The sequence below is a fragment of the Ancylobacter pratisalsi genome (genome assembly GCF_010669125.1).
Classification (GTDB): Bacteria; Pseudomonadota; Alphaproteobacteria; order Rhizobiales; family Xanthobacteraceae; genus Ancylobacter; species Ancylobacter pratisalsi.
Window position 1 is genome coordinate 4,139,874 of sequence record NZ_CP048630.1, and the last position, 22,125, is coordinate 4,161,998.

General features: G+C 65.6%; 16 protein-coding genes, 2 tRNA genes and 1 pseudogene. 9 read left to right on the top strand and 10 right to left on the bottom strand.

Annotation, left to right across the window (positions count from 1 at the left end; genetic code table 11):
- Nucleotides 1-62 precede the first annotated feature (62 nt).
- The 6 genes from G3A50_RS19295 to G3A50_RS19320 all read right to left on the bottom strand — a co-directional run bounded on the left by G3A50_RS19295 (nt 63) and on the right by G3A50_RS19320 (nt 5,979).
- Nucleotides 63-482, bottom strand: a complete 420-nt coding sequence (locus G3A50_RS19295; RefSeq protein WP_163076751.1) for an ATP-binding protein — start codon at nt 480-482, stop codon at nt 63-65.
- Between the two features lie 38 nt (nt 483-520).
- Nucleotides 521-853 carry an STAS domain-containing protein gene (locus tag G3A50_RS19300; RefSeq protein WP_163076752.1) on the bottom strand — a complete coding sequence of 111 codons (333 nt, stop codon included), beginning with the start codon at nt 851-853 and terminating at the stop codon, nt 521-523.
- A gap of 208 nt (nt 854-1,061) precedes the next feature.
- Entirely contained in the window at nt 1,062-2,768 is a 1,707-nt protein-coding gene (locus tag G3A50_RS19305) for a solute carrier family 23 protein (RefSeq protein ID WP_163076753.1), read from the bottom strand.
- A 925-nt stretch (nt 2,769-3,693) separates the two neighbouring features.
- A tRNA-Asn gene (locus tag G3A50_RS19310) sits at nt 3,694-3,769 on the bottom strand.
- A gap of 101 nt (nt 3,770-3,870) precedes the next feature.
- On the bottom strand, nt 3,871-5,670 hold the full coding sequence (locus G3A50_RS19315; protein WP_163077872.1) for an ABC transporter ATP-binding protein: 1,800 nt from the start codon (nt 5,668-5,670) through the stop codon (nt 3,871-3,873).
- Between the two features lie 235 nt (nt 5,671-5,905).
- Nucleotides 5,906-5,979 (bottom strand) — tRNA-Cys (locus G3A50_RS19320).
- Nucleotides 5,980-6,249: 270 nt separating this feature from the next.
- Here G3A50_RS19320 and G3A50_RS19325 point away from each other — a divergent pair.
- The 5 genes from G3A50_RS19325 to G3A50_RS19350 all read left to right on the top strand — a co-directional run bounded on the left by G3A50_RS19325 (nt 6,250) and on the right by G3A50_RS19350 (nt 13,952).
- Nucleotides 6,250-6,912, top strand: coding sequence for a protein-L-isoaspartate O-methyltransferase family protein (locus G3A50_RS19325; protein WP_163076754.1), 663 nt, complete (start codon nt 6,250-6,252; stop codon nt 6,910-6,912).
- A gap of 226 nt (nt 6,913-7,138) precedes the next feature.
- Complete coding sequence (locus tag G3A50_RS19330; protein ID WP_163076755.1) at nt 7,139-8,545, top strand: TolC family outer membrane protein; 1,407 nt, start codon at nt 7,139-7,141, stop codon at nt 8,543-8,545.
- Nucleotides 8,546-8,978: 433 nt separating this feature from the next.
- Nucleotides 8,979-10,016 (top strand): DUF2497 domain-containing protein, encoded by a 1,038-nt coding sequence (locus G3A50_RS22730; protein ID WP_246251902.1) that lies wholly within the window; start codon nt 8,979-8,981, stop codon nt 10,014-10,016.
- Nucleotides 10,017-10,362: 346 nt separating this feature from the next.
- The gene (locus G3A50_RS19345) at nt 10,363-13,200 is read left to right on the top strand and encodes a valine--tRNA ligase (protein WP_163076756.1); all 2,838 of its coding nucleotides are present in this window, start codon (nt 10,363-10,365) and stop codon (nt 13,198-13,200) included.
- A 35-nt stretch (nt 13,201-13,235) separates the two neighbouring features.
- Nucleotides 13,236-13,952: an MgtC/SapB family protein gene (locus G3A50_RS19350; protein WP_163076757.1), complete on the top strand. Its 717-nt coding sequence runs from the start codon at nt 13,236-13,238 to the stop codon at nt 13,950-13,952.
- A 37-nt stretch (nt 13,953-13,989) separates the two neighbouring features.
- On the opposite strand, the gene G3A50_RS19355 is transcribed toward G3A50_RS19350, so the two are convergent.
- A complete protein-coding gene (locus G3A50_RS19355; protein ID WP_163076758.1) occupies nt 13,990-14,193 on the bottom strand; it encodes a hypothetical protein in 204 nt (67 codons plus the stop codon).
- 235 nt (nt 14,194-14,428) lie between these two features.
- Between G3A50_RS19355 and ilvD the strand changes: the two genes are divergently transcribed.
- Both ilvD and G3A50_RS19365 read left to right on the top strand, forming a co-directional pair.
- Nucleotides 14,429-16,156 carry a dihydroxy-acid dehydratase gene (ilvD, locus tag G3A50_RS19360; RefSeq protein WP_163076759.1) on the top strand — a complete coding sequence of 576 codons (1,728 nt, stop codon included), beginning with the start codon at nt 14,429-14,431 and terminating at the stop codon, nt 16,154-16,156.
- On the top strand, nt 16,143-16,997 hold the full coding sequence (locus tag G3A50_RS19365; protein ID WP_163076760.1) for a tetratricopeptide repeat protein: 855 nt from the start codon (nt 16,143-16,145) through the stop codon (nt 16,995-16,997). The genes ilvD and G3A50_RS19365 overlap by 14 nt, the downstream gene beginning before the upstream one ends.
- 36 nt (nt 16,998-17,033) lie before the next feature.
- Here G3A50_RS19365 and xth read toward each other — a convergent pair whose 3' ends face one another.
- The 3 genes and pseudogenes from xth to G3A50_RS19380 all read right to left on the bottom strand — a co-directional run bounded on the left by xth (nt 17,034) and on the right by G3A50_RS19380 (nt 19,020).
- The gene (gene xth / locus G3A50_RS19370) at nt 17,034-17,822 is read right to left on the bottom strand and encodes an exodeoxyribonuclease III (protein WP_163076761.1); all 789 of its coding nucleotides are present in this window, start codon (nt 17,820-17,822) and stop codon (nt 17,034-17,036) included.
- 48 nt (nt 17,823-17,870) lie between these two features.
- On the bottom strand, nt 17,871-18,644 hold the full coding sequence (locus G3A50_RS19375; protein WP_163076762.1) for a 5'-methylthioadenosine/adenosylhomocysteine nucleosidase: 774 nt from the start codon (nt 18,642-18,644) through the stop codon (nt 17,871-17,873).
- Nucleotides 18,620-19,020 (bottom strand): annotated as a pseudogene (locus G3A50_RS19380) (HesB/IscA family protein). Before G3A50_RS19380 ends, G3A50_RS19375 begins: the two are co-directional and overlap by 25 nt.
- Nucleotides 19,021-19,127: 107 nt before the next feature.
- On the opposite strand from G3A50_RS19380, the gene G3A50_RS19385 reads away from it, so the two are divergent.
- Both G3A50_RS19385 and argS read left to right on the top strand, forming a co-directional pair.
- Nucleotides 19,128-20,300: a deoxyguanosinetriphosphate triphosphohydrolase gene (locus tag G3A50_RS19385; protein WP_163076763.1), complete on the top strand. Its 1,173-nt coding sequence runs from the start codon at nt 19,128-19,130 to the stop codon at nt 20,298-20,300.
- Between the two features lie 44 nt (nt 20,301-20,344).
- Nucleotides 20,345-22,111, top strand: a complete 1,767-nt coding sequence (gene argS / locus G3A50_RS19390) for an arginine--tRNA ligase (protein ID WP_163076764.1) — start codon at nt 20,345-20,347, stop codon at nt 22,109-22,111.
- Nucleotides 22,112-22,125 lie beyond the last annotated feature (14 nt).

The window sequence follows — 22,125 nt, forward strand, 5'->3', positions numbered from 1 at the left end:
CGGTCGCTTGTTTTGACGCGTTGTCATCACGCGCGCCGGAACCGGCGTCGGTTGAGAGCGCTCTAGTCGAGCGAAAGCGTGAGCGCGACTATGTTGTGACCGTTCTCGCGGCGGTAAGCGAAGCTCCGCGCCAGATTGCGTACCAGATGCACGCCCAGGCCGCCGATGGGCCGCTGCTCGATGGAGCCGTCGAGGTCCGGCTCGGGGGCGGTGAAGGGGTCGAAGGCGTCGCCGTCGTCACTCAGCGTGAGTTCAAGAACCGCGCCTGCCAGGCGCGCATGAACGGCGATCTCGCCACGGCGCCCGTCGGGATAGCCGTGATCGACTGCGTTGTTGACGAACTCGTCGACCGCGAGGTGAAGGCGATGGGTGGTCTTGGGCGGCAGCCCGGCCGCATCCGAGAAGTCGTCGATCCGGGCGACAAGCGCCTCCATCTCCGACAGGTCGTTGGCAATGCGGACGTCCATCTCACGGAGTGTCATGTTCCCGTCCGAGGGTGGCGGACTTCAGAAAGCCACCCCTACGTAAAGGAAGCAAGTGCCGTTTCGCGGGTTTGATGAATGGGGATCAGCGAGGAGAAGCCGGAGACCTCGAACACCTCGTGCACCTGGGGCGTGAGAGCGCACACCGCGAGCGCGACGCTGGAGGAGCGGGCGAGCTTGGCGGCCTTGAGGACGACGCGCAGGCCCGCCGAGCTGATGTAGGTCAGTTCCGCGAAATCGAGCAGAACCGCCGTGCTGCCGTCGGGAATGACGGCCAGGAGTTCGTCGAGGCGTGCCGAGGAGCTGCTGTCGAGGCGGCCCTTGACCACCGTGACGACGATATTGCCTTCCACCAGCCGGTCGATCTGCATTGTGTTTTCGATCTCTCGTCAGTCTTCATGCGTCGGCAGGAAGCAACCGTCCCGCAGGCGCGGGTGACTGTCGTGCCTATCTCGTGAGCGTGCCCAGAACTAAACAGAAAGGCTGACGCGCGCAAGCCGACCAAAGGTCAGGCGAAACACGCCGCCAGCCGCGCGCTAGGCGCGCCTTGCCGCGTGCGCAGGGGACGCGTCGGCCCGCTCAGTGCTCAAAGCGCAGCGTCAGCGTCTGCCGCTCGCCGAGCCGGCCCAGCAACAGCCGGTCGGCGCGTTTGGAGAGCATGTAGCCGACGAAGCGTGCCACCGCCGCCGCGTCGCCCAGAAGGTCCTCGGGCGAGGGGCGCAGCGTGGGAATCTCGATCGGCGCGCCGCGATAGAGCAGCGTGACATCGAGGTCGTTCTCGTCGAAACGCGCGCGCAGCACCACGCCGTCCTCGGCGACGCCGGTATCGAGAAGCATTTCCGCCGCCTCGGCGACAACGGGAATGGCGGAGCTGATGACATCGCGCCGGGCGCCCCAGATGTCGCCCTGGTGTTCCAGGAACGTGGTCGTGGCCTCGAACGGGTTGTCGTCGGTGGTCACCGGGACCGAGGCCTCCTGTCGGATGCCAATGCGGAACAGCAGGTTGAGCGCGATCGCGACGCCCGTGGACACGGAGAGCGGCGAGCCCAGGATCGGGTGCGCCCAGTCCGGCGTCGCGTCCACCAGCTCGGGCAGGATGGCCACGGCAAGTCCGGCCATGACCGCGAGGCCGACGGTGAAGATGCGCCGGTCGCTGAGGCGGCGGGAAAGGATAAGCTCCATGCCGGCGACGACGAGGAAGGCGGAGCTGTAGACGAGGATCGCGCCGACCACCGGATCGGGAATCACCGACAGCGCGGCGATGAGCCGTGGCGAGAAGGCGGCCAGTACGACGATGACGCCGGACACCACGCCCACCCGCCATGCCGTGGTGCCGGTGGCGAAGGCGACGCCGATCGCTGCCGACGACGAGGCGCTGGCGAAGCCGCCGGTAACGGCGGCTCCCATGTCGGCCACGGTGTTGGGACGGATGGCGCGCGCGGCCTGGTTCATGTCGGCGCGGTGCCAGTCGGCATCGTCCATGCGCTGCATGGAAACGACCGTACTGATCATGTCGACCGCCGAAATGACGCCGGTGAGGATCGCCGCCGGCAGCATGGCCCAGGAGAAGGCCAGTCCGGGCCAGCCGAGCTGGGGCAGGTCGATCAGCGGAAGGTCGGCAAGCGCGCGCCCCGTGGGGCCGTGGGTGAGGCCCACATAATGCGCCAGACCCCAGCCGACGCCGGTTCCAATCGCGACCGCGAAAAGACGCAGCGGCCCGCGCGAAAAGATGGCCAGTACGACGATGACGACCAGCGCCGCGAAGCTGACCATTGGGTAGCGCAGGTCCATCGCCGCGCCGCCCTGATCGGCGAGGCCGAACATACGCCGGAGTGCCGGTTCGGCCAGCGCCACGCCGAGCATGGTGACCGCGACGCCGCAGACCTCCGGTGGGAACAGCTTGCGCAGCGCCCCGGTGAAGAAGGTGAGCGAAAGCTGGGACAGCGCGGCGATCAGGCTCATCACCGCATAAAGCGCAGGACCGCCCGCCGCCAGCGACTGGACGGCGAGGGGCAGGTGGCTCGTGTTCGGTATCTGCACCAGCAGGAGGCCGGATCCGAAGCGCGGCCAGCATTCCAGTATCGTCGCCAGCCCCATGAAGATGACGCAGCTGGTGATGAGGATCTGCGTATCCTCGAACGACAGCCCGGCCTCCGTCGCGGCCACCAGCGGATAGACCACGAACAGCAACGCCAGCGAGGCATGCTGGACGCCAAGGCTGATCAAGGTGCCGAGCGGGACCTTGTCCGCAGCAGCGTAGACGATGTTGGATGGTTTACGCGACATGTTGCGGGGCCGGGGCGTCGTCGTGGAAGGGGCCAGCTCTCTACGCCGCCTGTGTGGCGATGGCGTTAAGCCGGGGCTCCAGCCGGGCGGTCCGCCGCGAAAAACGTCGCGCCAGCCCGGCCCCTAGAATCCAGTGCGGACTATGAAGACTCGGGTGTGGTGTCGCAAGGCGGCCGTGTCCGCACCCGTGGACGGCGACGCGTGGGCGCAAGGGGATCAGCCAGGGGAAGAGGTGGTGGCCCTATCGGGCGTTCCTTCCAGGCGATGTAGGCGGCGAGGGCGGACTCAAGGTCGGAAATTGAGCGCCTGGCATCGAGATTTATGACGCCGGCGGCGATTTCAACGGCGAAGACTGGCCAGTAACGATCCACCGCAGCGGGAAGATCGAGTTGGTCGATAAGGGCTCCGCCCCCCAGGCCGATCTCGCATATCGCGCGTGCGCGACCCTCGATTCCGTCCATGTGAAGATAGTAACCCAACGGGGGCTTTTGAGCACTAAAATTTTGCAGCGCGATATTTTAGGCACATGGCCCGGTTGCAGTGCGAGGTCGACCTATGCCAGCGGACCGGCGGCGGTGCGGTGGCTCGGGTCCTGCGGACGGTGCGCCGCCGGCGAAGGAGCCACCGGAGCCGGCCCGCCGCCGGCGTCGCCGGCGCGTCTGAAGCTGGACTATAGTACCCGCAATCGCCCTGAGGTACGGCCCGCCATTTGGGGATGGACCAGGCCGCAACGAAGCTCATGGCCTGCAAGTGGATTAACGTTGTCGTGCGTTCGCAGATGCTGCAGGCAAACGACAAGGCCGACAAATACAGGATAGAGGGGGTGGCAGGCTGGAACAGCGAGCGGACATTTAAAGTGAAGCTATCCAGAAATGTCGATGGATAGATCGCTCGGGAAAAGCTGAGCCGTCCCGAAACCGGGGGGTGGCTCCCTGAGCAGGACTCGAACCTGCGACCATTCGATTAACAGTCGAACGCTCTACCAACTGAGCTATCAGGGACCAGAGGTGCCCAGCGCCAGGCGCTGAACACCGCGGAGGCCGGCCGTATAGCAATGCTCGGCCGGTTTGTGAAGCCGCAATGCGCAGCCTGTTGATATCCTTCAGGCGCTGAGCCGCTCCTGCTGCCCGGCGAACTGAAGCTGATGGAAGGAGAAGTAACGCCCGCGACGGGCCACAAGCTCATCGTGGCAGCCGCTTTCCACCACACGTCCGCCGTCGATCACGAAGATGCGGTCGGCGTTGACGACCGTCTGCAGACGATGGGCGATGACCAGCGTGGTGCGGTCCATCTGCAGCGAACGGAGCGCCTTCTGCACCTCGGCTTCCGATTCGCTGTCCAGCGCGGCTGTGGCCTCGTCCAGCAGCAGGATAGGCGCATCCTTGAGGAAGGCGCGGGCGATGGCGATACGCTGGCGCTGGCCGCCCGAAAGCTGGGCGCCGTGTTCGCCGACGCGGCTGTCATAGCCTTCCGCGAAGGTCATGATGAAGTCATGCGCGTGGGCGGACTTTGCCGCGGCGATGATCTCCTCCTCGGTCGCGGACGGGCGACCGAAGGCGATGTTCTCGCGCACCGAGCCCGAGAACAGGAAGACGTCCTGACTGACGAAGCCGATGGCCTCGCGCAGGGAGCGTCGCGTGACCTCGTTGGTCTTCTGCCCGTCGATGGCAATGGAGCCGGATTCGACTTCATAGAACCGCTCGATGAGGCTCATCACCGTGCTCTTGCCGCCACCGGAGGGGCCGACCAGAGCGGAGGTCTTGCCGGCCTCGGCGACAAAGGAAAGGCCACGCAGGACAGGCTCGTTCTCACGATACCCGAAATAGACGTCGTTGAACTCGATCTGCCCGCCCTTGAGCTGGAGCACCGGCGTGCCAGGCTCGTCCTGTTCGATGGCCTTCATGTCGAGGATCTCGAACAGCATGCGCGCGCCCAGCAGATGCGACGTCATGTCGATGTTCAGGCGCGCGAGACGCTTGGCGGGCTCGTAGCTGAGCAGCAGCGCGGTGATGACCGAGAAAAACTCGCCCGGCGTGCGTCCGGCATGCAGCACGCCATAGCCCGCATACATGACCACCAGACCGATGGCGACGCCGCCCAGCGCCTCCATCAGCGGGCCAGACTGCGACTGGGCGCGGATCATGCGGTTGGACGCCTTCTCCAGCGCGTCGATGCGCCCGTTGATTCGCACGCGCAGCGGGTCCTCCATGGTGAAGGACTTGATGGTGCGAATGCCCTGAAACGCTTCGAGCGATTCGGTCATGATCTGCACCGCGCTGTGGAACTCGCGGCTGAAGATTTTCTGCACCTTGCGGATGAGGCTGCGTACGCCGCCTACCGCGATCGGCATCACCAGGAGGCCGATGAGCGCCATGAACGGGTCTTGCAGGATCATGACCATCGTCAGGCCGATGACGGAGAGCAGGTCGCGGCCAAGGCTGGTAATGATGAGATTGAGCACGTTGCGTGCGCCCTGCGCGCCCGCATTGAAGCGCAGCATGAGCTCGGCGGTGTGGTTGGCGCCGAAGTAGCGCACATCCTGCGCCAGCAGCCGGTCCAGCACGCGCTTCTGGTTGTCGGCGACGATGCGGTTACCGACCTTCGCCAGCGTGACGGCCTGCCCGTAGGACGAGAAGCCCTTGATGATGCTCAGCGCCAGCACCGTTCCCGACAGGATCCAGATCGCGGCCGAATTCTGCTCGACGAAGATGCGGTTGATCACGTCGCCCATGAGATAGGCCAGGCCGGAGGTGGACCCTGCCATCACGCCCATGAAGACGAAGGAGATTGCGTATCCCTTCCAGTGGCGGCGGCCATCGGTCAAGAACAGGCGGTAGATCGTGTCCCGTGTTTCGGGACTGATCATGTTCTTGATCGAATTGGCCAGCTTGGGCGGCAGCAACATCAGATACTTCCTCTGCAACGGAACGCGAGGGCGGGGTTCGTCGGCCTCGTGCGTTCCGATCACGACGCGCGCGTATCGCGCGCAACGTTGAATTCCGGTTTCATCAACGACGATCAACCGGTCTTGTCAAACAATTGAGGGTGGTCCGGCAGGCGGCAGTGTCCCTACTGTGTCCCGCGCATCACGCGTCGCCGGCGTCAACTTAATGCCCGCCGGCGACGCGTGTGTGAACTGGAGGCCACGGAGGGAATCGAACCCCCGTACGCGGATTTGCAGTCCGCTGCGTAACCACTCCGCCACGTGGCCAGACGGCCGGCACACAGCCAAGCCGAAAGACCGGGGCGCCTCATAACAGAGCCGTTCGTGATCGGCAACGCCGCTCGTCGTTCCTCAACAGGGCAGGGGGGCGCCAATCGGCGCAAACGGCACACATGCACCGTCAGAAAGCTCGGAGAAGGCGCGGGAAACCGCCGACGAGGCTTGCATTGCGGGCGCCGGTGCCGCAATTCTCCTCTCAGTTTCGGTCGGGAGCCACCGGACCCGGTGCGGCGGCTCCTATTGCGAGGTTGTCCGAGAATGATCGATTTCGCCGAGATGCGGCGCGCCATGGTGGACGCGCAGGTGCGTGCCAACGATGTCACCGACCTGCGGATCGTCGCCGCCATGCTGGAAACTCCGCGCGAGCGCTTCGTGCCGCCGGGGCTGCAGAACTTCGCCTATATCGACGATGACCTGCTGGTGAAGCCGGGCACGCCGGCTCGCTACCTGATGGAGCCGATGGTTCTCGCCAAGCTGCTTCAGGCCGCGGAGATCTCTTCCGACGCGCTCGTGCTCGATGTCGGTGCCGCGACCGGCTATTCCACGGCCGTGCTCGCCAAGCTGGCGGGGCAGGTGGTCGCGCTTGAGGAAGACGCAGAGCTGGCGGCACAGGGTTCGACGCTTCTTGTCGAGCTTGGTCTGCTGAATGCCGCCTATGTTCAGGGGCCGATGACCGCCGGTTGGCCGGGTGAGGCGCCTTACGACGTGATCCTGCTGAACGGCTCGATCGATTCGGCGCCCGAGGCGCTGCTTGCCCAGCTCAAGCCCGAAGGGCGCCTCGTGGCGGTTCTCGGACAGGGGCGTTCGGGCCGCGCGACCGTCTATGTCAACACCCCCGGCGGTATCGGTTCGCGCATCGTGTTCGATGCCGCCGTGCCCACCCTTCCGGGCTTCGAAGCCCGTGCCGGCTTCGTTTTCTGAGGCTTCCGAATCGTCGAGCACAAGGTGCGAGCCACCTTGTGCGTGCCTCGCGGCGGGTCGCTGTGGCGCATCTGCCGCGTTCCTCCGCAAAACGCCCGCCGAAGTGAACCGGGTAGTTCACATACCCTCCTTCAGCACCTATTCTGTGCATGCGTCATTCACAGAATGAGAGTCTCCCACTCGTAGGGGATTCCGAAGAAGTTAGCGTTCTCAGGGGTTTGGGACCATGTGGCTTTCTGCTACCGGGGGCAAGATCGTTGCATCTGCGGCGGTCGTGTTTGTGTTGAGTGCGCTTCCGGCTCGTTCCCAGACTCTGGAGCAGTCGCTTGTCGCCGCCTATTCGAACAATCCGACACTGAACTCCCAGCGTGCGGCGACCCGCGCGACGGATGAGTACGTGCCGATCGCGCTGTCGGGCTATCGCCCGCAGATATTCGGCAGCGCCTATGTCGGCATGCAGTGGGCCGAGACGCGCGTGGACGGCCGCTATGCGGCGTTGGCGGGCACTGGCACGGTCTCCAACAATCAGCTCTCTCCGTCAGGCGTCGGCGTCACGATCAGCCAGACGATCTACAACGGACTGAAGACCGCCAACTCCGTGCGGGGCGCCGAATCGCAGGTGAAAGGGCAGCGCGAATTGCTGCGTAACACCGAGCAGCTCGTCCTGCTCGATGCCGCCACCGCCTATATGAACGTGCTCCAGAACAAGGCGCTGCTTGAGCTGCAGCAGCAGAACCTGGAAGCCCTGCGCGAAGAGCTGCGCGCGGCCCGCGACCGTTTCTCGGTGGGTGAAATCACCCGTACCGACGTCGCGCAGGCCGAGGCGAGCGTTGCCAATGCCGAGAGCGAGCTCGCTCTCGCGCAGTCAAACCTCAATACCTCGAACGCCGTCTTTTTCCAGGTGATCGGTCTCAAGCCGACCAGCCTGAAGCCGGGCCGGCCGATCGACAACCTGCTGCCGAAGTCGATGGACCTGGCGGTCAAGGAAGGGCTGAGCCATCATCCGGCGGTGAAGGCGGCGGAGTTCGCGGTCGATGCCGCGCTCGCCAACGTCAAGGTTGCCGAAGCGGCGCTTTCGCCCTCGTTGACTTTGAACGGCTCGGCCTCGTCGGATTACAACAGCTCGTCCAATGTCGAGCGCCAGACCTCGGCAGCGGTGGCACTGAACCTGTCCGTGCCCATTTATCAGGGCGGCGGCGAGTACGCCTCGATCCGGCAGAACAAGGAACTGCTGAGCCAGCAGCGCATCGAGGTCGATGTGAACCGCGATCAGGTGCGCGCGAATGTCGTGCAGTATTGGGGTGCGCTCGAAGCCGCCAAGGCGGCGATCGAATCGGCGCAGGCTTCAGTGGCTGCCAACGAAATCGCGCTTCGCGGTGTGCGTGAAGAATGGCGGGTCGGCCAGCGCACCACGCTTGACGTGCTGAACGCGCAGACCGCCCTGTTCGATGCCCGCGCCAGCCTCGTGATCGCCCAGCGCGATCGCGTGGTCGCCTCCTACGCCGTGCTGTCGGCGTCGGGCAATCTGGGCGCAAGCCGTCTTGGCCTCAAGGTCGCGCGGTACAATCCGCAGGTGCATTACAATCAGGTCCGTGACGCCTGGTTCGGCGTGCGCACCCCCGGCGGCCAGTGAGGTCCGGCTGGAGTCGCCGTCCACAGTCCTGAAGGTCTGTCGGCTTGGCGCGTCGCTTGGCGCAATGCCATATTCATGACTGTTAACAGGTGATTCGCGGTGTTTCGTGGATCGCACTGTTAACGCCGGTCACAACAATCGGATGCAGCGCATGTCGGTGGGTGCGAGGGCCAGCGAACCGTCGATGGAGGAGATTCTCGCCTCCATCCGGCGGATTATCTCGGACGAGGTCGCGGGCGATCCTTCGCCGGCTGCTGCGCCGTCTCCGTCAAAGGCCGCGCGGGAGGTTGACGTCGCCCCCTCGCCGGAAGTTGCTGCTTCTCCCGAGAGCCGGGCGTCGGCCGCGACGTCTGATTCCGACGAGGACAACGCCCCCTCAAACGACTCGAAAGCGCCGGACGTTGCCGCGTGGCGCCACGAGGACGGAGCTGCGATGCGTGGCTCCGCACGTTCGATCTCCGCTGGGGGTGGAACGGCCGGGCGACCGCGCAGTGCGGAGGCCGCCGCGCGCAGCTACGCACCTTCCGCGGCGCGCGCGGGGCAGGCGGTGGCCGGGCAGGCCTACTCAAGCTATGTGCCTGCAGGCCGCGTGCCGGCGTCCGACCCCTTCGCGGCCCGTTCGCGTGCGCTCGGATCGGCCCAGCCCGCCGAATCGCCGATGGCAACCAGCTCCGTGGCACTCGCCTCGGCTATGGCAGTGCCGGCCGACCGGGGCGGCGAGCCCGATGCCGACGAGGTCAAGGCCAATGAGGCGAGCGCCAACGAGGCGCTGGATCTCGATCGTCCCTTCACGTCGGCGCTGATCGATCTTGCTCTGGTCGAGCAAGCGGTGCAGGCCGAACTCGCTACCGTTGCCGAGGAAGCCGAGGCGTCCGTCCAGGCCCATGCCGCCGCTCAGGAGAGCCGCGACGCGGCTGTTCTCGATGCGCTCGCTCGGGACATGGCGTCGCAAGAGGCCGCTGTCACACCCGATTCTCTCGAAGCAGAGTCTGCCGCGGCAGACGGCTTCGAAGCCCGAACCACCACGGAGGCCGCAGATATGCAGGTGAACGCCAAGCCCACCGCCGTTCAGCGCCCCGCCGCCGAACACGCGGAAGAACGCCGCCCGATGGAGGCCCGTCCTGTTGACGCGCGGTCGCCCGAGACGCGTGCGGTCGAGGCTGGAGCGCCTTTCCCGCGCACCTCGGAGCCTCGCCTTTCCGCGCCGCTGCGGACTGCCCAGGAAGCCGGGCCGGTCGCACCTCTCGATCCGGTGCGCGAGCGGCTGGTTTCGGGTGCTACGAACAGCGCAGTGTCGGCCGCCTTCGGTTCGCTGGCGCGTACCGTGGCCTCGAACTCGCGTACGGTCGACGATCTGGTGGCCGAGGCGATCCGTCCGATGCTGAAGGACTGGCTGGACGAGAACCTGCCGACGCTCGTGGAGCGCCTCGTGCGCGCCGAAATTGAGCGTGTCGCCCGTCAGGGTCAGTGACGCGGCCCGCCGTGCCGGATTGGGCGCTGTGACCTGGTGGGACCTGTCCGGGTCGATTCGGGATGCGGCGCCCGGACCGTGACGCCATTTCCTCTTCAACTGAATGTGCCATTGAAGCGCCGTCGGTTCTTTGGTGGCTCGGCGTGCGGGATACTCTCCCGTGCGGCCCGCAATGCCGTGGCACCTTCCCGAGTGCCTGTCACCGACGCGTGTCTCGCGAGGCCCCCGATCTGGTTTTCTGGCGCGAAACGGCGCCTAAGAGTGTCGCGATGGGCGTCGCGAGTTGACTTGAGCGACGGGCTCCGCTTTCTCTCGCACCCGTTCCAATCGAGGTGCCGGAGCCATCATGCTCGACAACAGGTTCGATCCCGCTGCCGTTGAAGACCGTATCTACCAGGCCTGGGTGGATGCGGAGGCGTTCAAGGGCGGGCGTGCTGACAGGTCGGGCGCCGAGCCCTATTGCATCGTCATTCCGCCGCCGAACGTGACCGGCTCGCTCCATATGGGGCATGCGCTGAACAACACGTTGCAGGACATTCTCTGCCGCTTCGAGCGGATGCGCGGCAAGGACGTGCTCTGGCAGGTCGGCACCGACCATGCCGGAATCGCGACCCAGATGGTGGTCGAGCGCCAGCTCGCGGAGCGCCAGCTTCCCGGCCGTCGCGAGATGGGCCGCGCCGCCTTCCTCAAGCGTGTCTGGGAATGGAAAGAGGAATCGGGCGGGACGATCATCAACCAGCTGCGCAAGCTGGGTGCCTCGTGCGACTGGTCGCGCGAGCGCTTCACCATGGATGAAGGGCTGTCCCGCGCCGTCCTCAAGGTGTTTGTCCGGCTCTATAAGGAAGGGCTGATCTACAAGGACAAGCGCCTGGTCAACTGGGACCCCAAGTTCCAGTCCGCCATCTCCGATCTTGAAGTCCTGCAGGTCGAGGTGAAGGGCAGCCTCTGGCACTTCCGCTACCCGCTGGACGGCGGCGTGACCTACGAGCACCCCGTTGCCTTCGACGAGAATGGCCAGCCCTACGAGTTCGAGACGCGCGACTATATCGTCGTCGCGACCACCCGGCCGGAGACCATGCTGGGCGACACCGCGGTCGCGGTGCACCCGGAAGATCCGCGCTATCAGGGTCTGGTTGCGGCCAAGGCCATGGTCCGCCTGCCGCTGGTCGGCCGGCTGATTCCGATCGTGGCCGATGAATATTCCGACCCGACCAAGGGGACGGGCGCGGTGAAGATCACGCCCGCGCATGACTTCAACGATTTCGAGGTCGGCCGGCGGCACAACCTGCCGATGATCAACGTGCTCGACGCCGAGGCGCGCCTGACGCTGGTTGGCAATGGCGAGTTCCTCGACGGCGCGCAGTCCGGTCCCGAGCTTGATGTCGTGCTTGCTCTCGATGGCCAGAGCCGCGAGGCCGCGCGCAAGGCGATCGTCGCATTGATGGAGGAGCGCGAGCTGCTCGACGCGATCGAGCCGCACACCCACATGGTGCCCCATGGCGACCGCTCGAATTTGGTGATCGAGCCTTGGCTCACCGACCAGTGGTATGTGGATGCGCACACGCTCGCGCAGCCTGCACTCGCCGCGGTGCGCGAGGGAGAGACCACTTTCGTTCCCAAGAACTGGGAGAAGACCTATTTCGAATGGCTGGAGAACATCCAGCCCTGGTGTATTTCGCGCCAGCTCTGGTGGGGGCACCAGATCCCGGCGTGGTACGGGCCCGACGGGACGGTTTTCGTTGAGGAGAGCGAGGAAGAGGCGGTCGCCGCCGCTCTCGCCCATTGCGTCCAGACCGGCATCATCACGGACGCCGAGGCCAAGGATCTGGCCGCGAACCCGGACAAGCGCGCGGCGCTCATCACCCGCGACGAGGACGTGCTCGATACCTGGTTCTCCTCCGCGCTGTGGCCGTTTTCGACCCTTGGCTGGCCGGACGAGACGGCGGAGCTGAAACGGTTCTACCCGACCTCGGTGCTGATCACCGGCTTCGACATCATCTTCTTCTGGGTCGCCCGGATGATGATGATGGGGCTGCATTTCATGGACGGCGACGTGCCGTTCAAGGACGTCTACATCCACGCCCTCGTCCGTGACGAGAAGGGCGCCAAGATGTCGAAGTCCAAGGGCAACGTCATCGACCCGCTGGATCTTGTGGCGAAGTACGGTGCCGACGCGCTGCGCTTCACCCTCGCGGCGATGGCGGCTCAGGGGCGCGACATCAAGCTGGCCACCTCGCGCGTCGAAGGGTACCGCAACTTCTCGACCAAGCTCTGGAACGCGGCGCGCTTCGCGGAGATGAACGAGTGCCGGCGCGACCCCGAATTCAGTCCGCGCAACGCTGAATCGACGCTGAACCGCTGGATCCTCGGCGAGATGCAGAAGACCAGCGTCGAGATCACCCAGGCGCTTGAGGGCTACCGGTTCAATGAGGCGGCCGGCGCGGCCTATCGCTTCGTGTGGAACATCTTCTGCGACTGGTATCTGGAACTCGCCAAGCCGGTTTTCATGAGCCCGGGTGGGGGATGGAAAAACGAGACGCGAGCGACCACCGCTTTCGTGCTCGATGAGATCCTCAAGATGCTGCACCCCTTCATGCCCTTCCTCACGGAAGAACTCTGGGGGCTGACGGCAGATGCCGCCGCGCCGCGCGACACGCTTCTGGTGCTCGCCTCCTGGCCGGCGCCCAAGGGGCTTGAGGCCGCGGAGGCGGAGGCGGAGATCGGCTGGCTGATCGATCTCGTGACCGAGATCCGCTCGGTGCGCGCCGAAATGAACGTGCCCGCCGGTGCGCAGCTTCCGCTGGCCATCATCGGTGCGAGTGACGAGACGCGCCAGCGGGTCGTGATCTGGAACGACGCGCTGCTGCGCCTTGCCCGGTTGTCGAGCGTGTCCTTCGAGGACGAGGCGCCCGCCGGCGCCGCGCAGCTGCTGGTGCGCGGGGAGACGGTGGCGTTGCCGCTGGCCGGCTTCATCGACATGGAGGCCGAGGCGGCGCGACTGACCAAGGAACTGGCCAAGGCGACGGATGACGTGGCCCGGGTGGATGCCAAGCTCGGCAATGCCGACTTTATCCGTCGCGCGCCGGAAGAGGTGATCGAGGAGCAGCGTGAGCGGCGTGAAAGCGCTGAAGCACGAGGCTCCAAGATTCGCGAGGCTCTTGCACGGCTCGGCAGGACGGTCTGATCCACCCGGGGATCGCGGCGCACAGGGGGAAGCGGGTGCCTTTCATCGAGAGCTTCCAGGCGAGCGATTTCCTCTCAACGCTGATCAGCCTGGCGGCGGCTTTCGCGCTCGGCACGCTGATCGGCGCCGAACGTCAGTTCCGCCAGCGTACGGCGGGGCTGCGCACCAACGTGCTGGTCGCGATCGGCGCCTGCCAGTTTGTCGATATGGCCATGCATCTGTCCGGACCCGAGGGCGCGGTGCGGGTGGTGGCCTATGTCGTCTCCGGCATCGGATTTCTCGGTGCCGGCGTGATCATGAAGGAAGGCGCCAACATACGCGGGCTGAACACGGCGGCGACGCTGTGGTGCTCGGCGGCTGTCGGTGCCTGCGCGGGCGCGGACCTCATAGCCCAGGCGGTGCTGCTCACGGCTTTCGTTCTCGCCGGCAACACCATGCTGCGGCCGCTGGTGACGGCGCTGGAACGGGCGCCGCGCGACGAGGCCTCAACCGAGGCGACCTATGGCGTCAGCATGGTGGCGGCGGCCGCCGGGGCGGATGACCTGCAGGCGCAGGTCTCCGCGCTCCTGGAGGCGGCGCAGTTCCCCGTCGACGTGATCGACCAGCAGAACCGGCCAGATGGCATGGTCGAGTTGAAGGCAACGCTGGTGAACACCTCCGTCAGCCTCAACGAACTGGACGCGGTGATCGCGCGCTTGCGCACGCTGACGGGCGTGGCCTCCGCAACCTGGACCCGAAGCGCGGCCGACTAGGCAACCCGCGCCGGCCTCGTCGCGCCGGGAGCCGGCTTCAGGAAGGGGGCTGTTCGCCAAGGGCGCCGGCTGCCTGCGACTGGACACTCTTCAGCAGGGTTTCCATCCGGTCCAGCTCGGCCCGAAGCCGCTCGATAACGTCGGCGGCCTCCGAGAGCTCGTCTTCGACCTTGTCGCGACGGAACTGTTCAAGATCCGCCGCCATAGCGCGCAGCCGTTCCACGATATTGCCGCTCGTCATCTGTAGCTCCAATGCCTTAGGCGATGTTTACGGCCTCGCCCCGCCGCCTATGGAGCTATCGCGAATTTGTGACTGGACCGCAACACTGTCACGCATTCGCAACCATATGGAGAGGTGAGGGGCCTTGCGCCCCGAAGACGCCACAAACCGGCACGAAATCCGACCGATAGATAGGCGAGAGTAGTGTCCGGGTGCAGTTACCCGAGAACCGCCGCGCCGGGATGCATAGAAAAAAATGAACGTCAGGACCCTCATCGACAAGCGGAAGCTGCCGAGCCGTCATGTGACGGAAGGACCGGCGCGCGCCCCGCATCGGTCCTATCTCTACGCCATGGGCCTGACCAAGGATCAGATCCACCAGCCGCTGGTGGGAGTTGCGTCCTGCTGGAACGAGGCCGCGCCCTGCAATATTTCGCTGATGCGGCAGGCTCAGGCGGTGAAGAAGGGCGTGTCCGCGGCAAACGGCACGCCGCGCGAGTTTTGTACGATCACGGTGACCGACGGCATCGCGATGGGCCATGACGGCATGAAGGCGTCGCTGGCCTCGCGCGAGGTGATTGCCGACAGCGTCGAGCTGACCATGCGCGGCCATGCCTATGACGCGCTCGTCGGCCTCGCCGGCTGCGACAAGTCGTTGCCGGGCATGATGATGGCGATGCTGCGCCTCAACGTGCCGTCGATCTTCATTTATGGCGGGTCTATCCTGCCCGGTTCGTTCCGCGGCCAGCCGGTTACGGTGCAGGATCTTTTCGAGGCGGTTGGCAAGCATTCGGTCGGGGCGATGTCCGCCGATGACCTCGACGAACTCGAACAGGTGGCGTGCCCCTCTGCGGGCGCTTGCGGCGCGCAGTTCACCGCCAACACCATGGCGACCGTGTCCGAGGCGATCGGCCTGGCACTGCCCTATTCGGCCGGCGCGCCGGCGCCCTATGAAATTCGCGACAGATTCTGCATGGCAGCCGGCGAGCAGGTGATGGACCTCGTCGCCCGCAAGATCCGCCCCCGCGACATCGTTACCCTGAAGGCGTTGGAGAACGCGGCGACGGTGGTGGCGGCCTCGGGTGGTTCGACCAACGCCGCGCTGCACCTGCCCGCCATGGCTCATGAGGTCGGCATCAAGTTCGATCTGTTCGACGTCGCCGCGATTTTCAAGCGCACCCCCTACATCGCCGATCTCAAGCCCGGCGGGCGTTATGTCGCCAAGGACATGTTCGAGGCCGGCGGCATTCCTCTGCTGATGAAGACGCTGCTGGAGCATGGCTTCCTGCACGGCGACTGCATGACCGTGACCGGCCGCACGATCGCGGAGAACCTTGCCTCGGTGAAATGGAACCCGCATCAGGATGTGGTGCGCCCGGCGAACGATCCCATCACGGTCACGGGTGGCGTGGTCGGCCTCAAGGGCAACCTCGCCCCCGACGGCGCGATCGTGAAGGTGGCGGGGCTGAAGAACCAGACCTTCACCGGGCCGGCGCGCTGCTTCGACGGCGAAGAGGCCTGCTTCGAGGCGGTGAGCAACCGCGCCTATGAGGAGGGCGAGGTTCTGGTGATCCGCTACGAGGGGCCGAAAGGTGGCCCCGGCATGCGCGAAATGCTCTCGACCACCGCCGCTCTCTACGGGCAGGGCATGGGCGACAAGGTGGCGCTGATTACCGATGGACGCTTCTCGGGTGCCACGCGCGGTTTCTGTATCGGCCATGTCGGGCCGGAGGCGGCTGTCGGAGGCCCGATCGGGCTGATCCGTGACGGCGACATCATCACTATCGACGCGATCGAGGGCACGCTTGACGTGGCGCTTTCGGACGAGGCCTTCGCCGCCCGCAAGGCGGAGTGGAAGCCGCGTCCCTCACCTGTCGGCTCGGGGGCCATCTGGAAGTTCGCGCAGGCCGTGGGGCCCGCCCGTGACGGGGCGGTCACTCATCCCGGCGGCGCGGCCGAGACATCGTGCTATGCGGATATCTGAGCGAATTAGCCTGCCCGCCCTCAGGGGCGTGCTCGTCGCTTCGGCGCTGGCGGCCGTGCTGGCACCGGCGAGCGCCTTTGACGGCTCGCCCAATGGCAGCATCACCGGCGCGGCGTTGCCGGTCACGCCCGGCGGGGCGCGGCCGATCGAGGAGATGGTGCGCCTGGGCACACAGGCGCTGCGTTCGGGCGAGACCGAGAAGGGTATCGATTCACTGCGCTACGCCGCCGATCAGGGCCACGCCGGCGCGCAGTGGAAGCTCGGCCGCATGTATGCGGAAGGCGAGGGTGTCGAGCGCAATGACATCAAGGCGTTCGAATATTTCAGCATGATCGCCAACATGCATGCCGACGACAACCCGGCGACCCCGCAGTCCCGCTTTGTCGCGGATGCGTTCGTGGCGCTCGGTTCCTACTACCTCGTCGGCATTCCCAACAGCAAGGTGCGGCGCGATACCACCCGAGCACGCGACATGTTTGCCTATGCCGCGTCCTATTTCGGCGATCCGGAAGCGCAGTACCATCTCGCCCGGCTTTATATCGACGGCGATGGTGTGCGTCGCGACCCGCGCTTCGCTGCGCGCTGGCTGGGTCTCGCCGCCCACAAGGGACAGTACGAGGCGCAGGCGGCGCTTGGCGGGCTGCTGTTCAAGGGCGATGAAGGTATTCCTCGCCAGGCGGCGCAGGGCCTGATGTGGCTGACGATGGCGCGCGACGCGGCCGCTGGCCCGGAGGACAAATGGGTGGTCGACCTTTATGACGACGCCTTCGCGACCGCGACACCGGACGAGCGCTCGATGGCGCTGGTCTATCTCGAAAAATATATGAAGATCGCTCGCTGAGCCTCTCGCCCGGCGCGGTCGTGCAAGAGCGCCCGTTCAGCGGCCGATGGCGAGATCCGCCCAGACCGGGACATGATCGGACGGCTTCTCCCAGCCGCGCACATGCTTGTCGATACCCACGGCTTTCAGCCGGTCTGCCGCCTGGGGAGAGAGCAGCAGGTGGTCGATGCGGATGCCGTTGTTCTTCTGCCACGCGCCGGCCTGGTAGTCCCAGAAACTGTAGAGCCCGCCTTCGTCGCTTGCCGCACGTAACGCATCGGTGAGGCCGAGATTGATGATTTCTCGAAAGGCGGCGCGGGTTTCCGGCAGGAACAGCGCATCGTCGACCCACAATTCGGGGCGGGCCGCGTCCTTGGGTTCAGGAATGACGTTGTAATCGCCGCAGATCACCAGCGGCTCCTCGAGCGCGAGGCGATCCGAGATGTGGGCCTTCAGCCGCGCCATCCAGTCCAGCTTGTAGGGATATTTCTCGCTGCCCACAGGGTTGCCATTCGGCAGGTAGATGCCGCACACACGCACCACGCCATCCGGAATGGAGACCACCACCTCGATGAAACGCGACTGCACGTCGCCATCATCGCCCGGCAGGCCCGTCTTGACCTCGTCGATCGGCAGGCGCGAGAGAACCGCCACGCCGTTGAAGGCCTTCTGTCCATGGACGGCGACATTGTAGCCGGCCTGCTCGAAGGCCTCGCGCGGGAACTGCTCGTCCTGACACTTGATCTCCTGCAGGCAGACGACGTCCGGCCGGGTCTCCCCGAGCCACGCCAGCATGTTGTCCAGCCGGAGCCTGACGGAATTGACGTTCCAGGTGGCGATGCGCATCGGCGGGGCACTCCGTGCGGGATGCTCGGTGAAGGATTCGCCGGCACTCTACAGCACAGGCAGCAGCCGGCGCACGATGAGCGCGGAGGAAAGCGCCACCTCGTCCACGAACTGGCGGAAATCGAAGTGGGATTCGTGCCCGGCGAGGTCGGACAGCGCGCGCACCACAAGCCAGGGCACACCGAAGGCGGCGCAGGCCTGCGCCATGGCGGCGCCTTCCATCTCCACTGCCAGCCCACCCAGTTCGCGGAACAGTCGCTCGCGCAGCGCTTCAGAGGCGACGAACTGGTCGCCGGTAAGCACCCGGCCGAAAAGCAGACGTGGCGGCCGTGCGGGGTCGCCGGCGGTGAGGGGGCTGAGTTCCAGATCAGAGAGAACGGCACGCACACGCACCATCACCGCCGGGTCGGCGGTGTGGCCAAGCTCTTCATGCGGACTGAAGAAGGGCAGGTGGCCGGGCTGGTAGACGGTGAAACCCTCCGCCGTGGTGTAACCGGCATCGTGCTGGACCACGTGATCGGCGACCACCACGTCGCCGATCGTGAGCGATGGATCGAGCCCGCCCGCAATCCCGGAAAACAACACCAGCCGGCAACCAAATCGCTCAATCAGCAAGGTAGCGGCTATGGCCGCATTCACTTTGCCCATACCGGCCTGCGCCAGCACGACCTTATGGCCATCCAGACGGCCGGCATGAAAAGACATGCCAGCGGCGCTGGAAGACTCGGCGTGATCGAGATTGTCAGCCAGAAAGGCAAATTCCTGTGGAATTGCGCACAGGACGCCGATCGGCCCTGTCACAGCGCGAAGCTGGTGCCGCATCCGCACGATGCGGTCGCGTGGGGTTCTCGATCTTGAACGCGGCGCCCATCAGGTCGTCGACGAAGTCGATATGTGAGCCCGACATATATTCGAGCGAGACCGGATCGATGACAATGCGGGCCCCGCCTTCGTCGATCAGCACATCATCGGCCTCGCGTTCGCGGGTTATGTCGAACTTGTACTGGAAGCCGGAGCAGCCGCCACCTTCCACGCTGACGCGCAGCAGGCTGTCGGGCGTTTCGGTCGAGAGAATCTGCGCAATGCGCTTGATGGCGCTGGGAGTAACGCCAACGGCCAGCGGCGTCGCGGCCGCCGCCGGGTGCGAAGCGGTCGGGCTTGCGCTCAAGATGCTGGCGCCTAGTGTGCTTGCGCTCATGTCGCGGGCCTTCAGGTTGCAACTCTGCGGGTTGAATGTGACTTGCCTGAATAGTTAAGTGCTGCCGGCCCCGAGTCAAAGGGGCGTTCTGCAAGGGAGACCCGCGCATGGCGGTGGCCGGAGCCGAGCCGCGCGCGGCGTGGGCGTCGAAAGCGGAGGAGAGCCGGGGCCGACTCGTCCCCGAGCCGGAGGGCGATGGACGCAGCGCGTTCCGTCGCGATGCTGATCGCATCATCCATTCTTCGGCGTTCCGGCGGCTTGCCTACAAGACGCAGGTTTTTTCGTATCACGAGGGCGATCATTACCGGACCCGCCTGACCCACACGCTGGAGGTGGTGCAGGTCGCGCGTTCGCTGGCGCGCGCGCTCGGACTCGACGAGGACCTCGCCGAAGCGCTGGCTCTGGCCCATGATCTCGGTCATCCACCCTTCGCCCATGCTGGCGAGCGCGTGCTGGATGCCTGCATGAGCGCCTATGGCGGCTTCGATCACAACGCTCAGTCTCTGCGGGTCGTGACGCGGCTGGAGAGCCGCTATCCAGCCTTTGACGGTCTCAATCTTTCCTGGGAGACGCTGGAGGGGATCGTAAAGCACAACGGGCCGCTCACCGGCCCGCTTCCCCATGCCATCGCCGTGCATGCGGAAAAGCAGGATCTGTGGCTGTGGAGCTGGCCGGGCGCGGAAGCGCAGGTCGCGGCCATCGCCGACGACATCGCCTATGACGTTCACGACCTCGACGACGGGCTGCGGGCCGAACTGTTCACGGTGAGGGAGATCGCCGATCTTCCGCTGGTGGGGGACATCATCGCCGATATCGCGGTGGGCTGGCCCGATCTCGACACCTCGCGGTTCATCCATGAGGTCGGCCGGCGGATGATCACCGCGTTGATCGACGATGTCGTGCGCGAATCCCGCCGTCGGATCATCGTCGCGGCGCCGGGCACCGCGGACGATATCCGCCGCCACGGCGGGGCGGTGGTGGGCTTCTCGGCGCCCTTTGCGGAAGCCGAGAGGGCGATCAAGGCGTTTCTGTTTCCGCGGATGTATCGCCATCCGCGAGTGGTGCGCGACATGGAACGGGCGGGCGTGGTGGTGCGCGCGCTGTTCACCCGCTACATGGCTGACCTCGATGCCCTTCCCGCCGAATGGCGTGCCAGTGTGCAGGGGCGGACAGAGGATGCGCGCGCGCGTCGGATTGCCGATTTTCTCGCCGGGCAGACCGACCGCTATGCGTTGGCGGAATATGCGCGGCTCTTTGACAGGGCACCGGAACTGCGGTAGCGGCAGCGGCCCTTTGAGGCCTGCCGTGCCGGGAGCTTCTGCAGATGAATCTGTTCGCGACTTTCGCCGATCACGTTCGCGCCGCCGTGGGCGAACTCGCCCGAGAAGGCGTGCTGCCGACGGATCTCGATGTGACGCGCGTCGTCGTCGAGCCACCGCGTGATGCGAGCCATGGTGACCTGGCGACCAACGCGGCGATGGTGCTGGCCAAGGAAGCGGGCATGAAGCCGCGCGACCTCGCCGAAAAGATCGCTGGCAAGCTTGGCGCCGTCGCCGGCGTCGACAGGGTCGATGTGGCGGGGCCCGGCTTCATCAACATCGCGCTGGACGGCTCATACTGGCCGCAGGTCATCTCTGCCGTGCTTGACCAGGGGCTCGGCTTCGGCGGCGCCGACATCGGCGCCGGCAGGGCGATGAACGTCGAGTATGTCTCGGCCAACCCGACCGGGCCGATGCATGTCGGCCATTGTCGGGGCGCCGTGTTCGGCGATGCGCTGGCGAACCTGATGGCCTTTGCCGGCTGGAAGGTGACGCGCGAGTACTACATCAACGATGCCGGGGCGCAGGTCGATGTGCTCGCCCGCTCGGCGTTCATTCGCTACCGGGAGGCTCTGGGCGAAACCATCAGCATTCCGGAGGGGCTTTATCCCGGCGACTATCTCAAGCCGGTCGGCCGCGATCTCGTCGCCAAATACGGCAAGACGCTGCTCGAAAAAGACGAGGCGGAATGGCTTCCGCTGGTTCGGAACATCGCCATCGATTCGATGATGGTGATGATCCGCAACGATCTCGCCGCGCTGAACATCCATCACGACGTGTTCTTCTCCGAGCGCACGCTGCACGAGCGCTCCGGCGGGGCGTCGAGCATCATCGACCGGCTGCTGGCGGACCTGCGCGCGCGCGACCTGATCTATGAGGGGCGTCTGGCGCCACCCAAGGGCCAGCTCCCGGAGGACTGGGAGGATCGCGAGCAGACACTGTTCCGAGCCACGCGGTTCGGCGACGATGTCGATCGTCCGCTGGTGAAGTCCGATGGCGCCTATACCTATTTCGCCGCCGACATCGCCTATCACAAGGACAAGTACGATCGCGGCTTTTCCCACATGATCGACGTGTGGGGGGCCGACCATGGCGGCTACGTCAAACGCATGCAGGCCGCCGTCAAGGCCGCGAGCGACGGGCAGGCGAGCCTGGATGTCGAGCTGTGCCAGCTGGTACGGCTGCTGCGCCACGGCGAGCCGGTGAAAATGTCCAAGCGGGCCGGTGACTTCGTGACCCTGCGTGAAGTGGTCGACGAGGTCGGCCGCGATGCCGTGCGCTTCATGATGGTCAACCGCAAGAACGATGCGGTGCTCGACTTCGACCTCGCCAAGGTGATCGAGCAGAGCAAGGACAACCCGGTCTTCTATGTGCAGTACGCCCATGCCCGGGCGCGCTCGATCCTGCGGAACGCAGGTGAGGCTTTCGCCGACCTGCCACCCGATGCCGCCGGCTTCGCCGATTCGGATCTGACGCTGCTGAGCGACGAAGGGGAAGTCGCGATCGCGAAGCTGATTGCCAACTATCCGCGGCTGATCGAGCAGGCAGCGCTCGCCCGCGAGCCGCACCGGGTCGCGTTCTACCTCTACGATCTCGCCAGCGCGCTGCATGCGCAGTGGAATCGCGGCAAAGACATGCCTCATTTACGCTTCATTATCGAAGATGATCGAAAGTCGACTTATGCGCGGTTGGCATTGGTTCATGCCGTCGCGCTGATCATCGCTTCAGGACTTTCCATCCTCGGAGTTGGTGCTCCCGAAGAAATGCGGTGAGCGTGCCGCGCGGT

Bases quoted from the DNA above. Each gene is read 5' to 3' on its own strand.
- xth (WP_163076761.1), bottom strand. From the start codon at position 17,822: ATGCGCATCGCCACCTGGAACGTCAATTCCGTCAGGCTCCGGCTGGAC.
- ilvD (WP_163076759.1), top strand. From the start codon at position 14,429: ATGAACGTCAGGACCCTCATCGACAAGCGGAAGCTGCCGAGCCGTCAT.
- G3A50_RS19295 (WP_163076751.1), bottom strand. From the start codon at position 482: ATGACACTCCGTGAGATGGACGTCCGCATTGCCAACGACCTGTCGGAG.
- G3A50_RS19305 (WP_163076753.1), bottom strand. From the start codon at position 2,768: ATGTCGCGTAAACCATCCAACATCGTCTACGCTGCTGCGGACAAGGTC.
- G3A50_RS22730 (WP_246251902.1), top strand. From the start codon at position 8,979: ATGCGTGGCTCCGCACGTTCGATCTCCGCTGGGGGTGGAACGGCCGGG.
- G3A50_RS19355 (WP_163076758.1), bottom strand. From the start codon at position 14,193: ATGACGAGCGGCAATATCGTGGAACGGCTGCGCGCTATGGCGGCGGAT.
- G3A50_RS19345 (WP_163076756.1), top strand. From the start codon at position 10,363: ATGCTCGACAACAGGTTCGATCCCGCTGCCGTTGAAGACCGTATCTAC.
- G3A50_RS19365 (WP_163076760.1), top strand. From the start codon at position 16,143: ATGCGGATATCTGAGCGAATTAGCCTGCCCGCCCTCAGGGGCGTGCTC.
- G3A50_RS19385 (WP_163076763.1), top strand. From the start codon at position 19,128: ATGGCGGTGGCCGGAGCCGAGCCGCGCGCGGCGTGGGCGTCGAAAGCG.
- G3A50_RS19325 (WP_163076754.1), top strand. From the start codon at position 6,250: ATGATCGATTTCGCCGAGATGCGGCGCGCCATGGTGGACGCGCAGGTG.
- G3A50_RS19375 (WP_163076762.1), bottom strand. From the start codon at position 18,644: ATGCGGCACCAGCTTCGCGCTGTGACAGGGCCGATCGGCGTCCTGTGC.
- argS (WP_163076764.1), top strand. From the start codon at position 20,345: ATGAATCTGTTCGCGACTTTCGCCGATCACGTTCGCGCCGCCGTGGGC.
- G3A50_RS19300 (WP_163076752.1), bottom strand. From the start codon at position 853: ATGCAGATCGACCGGCTGGTGGAAGGCAATATCGTCGTCACGGTGGTC.
- G3A50_RS19330 (WP_163076755.1), top strand. From the start codon at position 7,139: ATGTGGCTTTCTGCTACCGGGGGCAAGATCGTTGCATCTGCGGCGGTC.